The sequence below is a fragment of the Serratia sp. MMO-28 genome, from assembly GCF_037199905.1.
Classification (GTDB): Bacteria; Pseudomonadota; Gammaproteobacteria; order Enterobacterales; family Enterobacteriaceae; genus Chania; species Chania oryzae.
Genome location: NZ_JBBCVB010000081.1, coordinates 1 through 799, shown reverse-complemented (window position 1 = coordinate 799; position 799 = coordinate 1). Strand labels below are relative to the sequence as shown.

General features: G+C 61.6%; 1 protein-coding gene. It reads left to right on the top strand.

Translation table 11 applies throughout. The features are described 5' to 3' along the window. Positions 1-799 (top strand): autotransporter outer membrane beta-barrel domain-containing protein (locus tag WG891_RS26605; RefSeq protein ID WP_337274591.1); only part of this gene is annotated, 799 nt, incomplete at both ends.

Sequence of the window (799 nt, the reverse complement as noted above, 5' to 3'; positions counted from 1 at the left end):
CTACAGCGATTTCATCATCAACGGCAACTATGTGGGCAACGGCGGTAACGTCGCCCTGAATACCGTGCTGGCCGGGGATGACGCCGCCACCGACCGGCTGGTGGTGACGGGCAATACCTCCGGTTCCAGCACGGTCAGCGTCAGCAATATCGGCGGGGACGGGGCGAAGAACATCAACGGCATTCAGGTGATCAACGTCGGGGGGAACTCGGCGGGCACCTTTACCCTGAATGGCCGTGCCCAGGCCGGGGTACTGGAATACTTCCTCTACCAGGGGACGCCGACGGACACGGCAGACGGCAACTGGTACCTGCGCTCCAATTATCAGGACAAGGTGGTGACCTATAACCCGGAATCCGGGGCCTTTATCGCCAACATCGCCGCCGCCAATACGCTGTTCAACACCCGGCTGGAAGATTTGCACGCCGGGGACGCACGTGACAGCGGCGACCTGAGCGGAACGGAGACACGCTCCAGCCTGTGGCTGCGTCAGGTGGGCTCGCGCAACAAGTTCGAAGATGCATCGGGCCAACTGTCCAACTCCAGCAACCGCTATGTGGCGCAGTTGGGGGGCGACGTGTGGGATACGCAGTTTACCGGGCAGGATCGCTTCGGGCTGGGGGTGATGGCCGGCTACGGGCGCGCAACCGGCACCACCGACTCGGGGGAAACCAGCTACAAATCTGATAACAGCCTGACGGGCTATACGGTCGGGGTGTACGGTACCTGGTATGCGAATGCCAGCGAACGCCATAGTCCGTATGTGCATGGCTGGTTGCAGTACGAATGGTTCAATGCC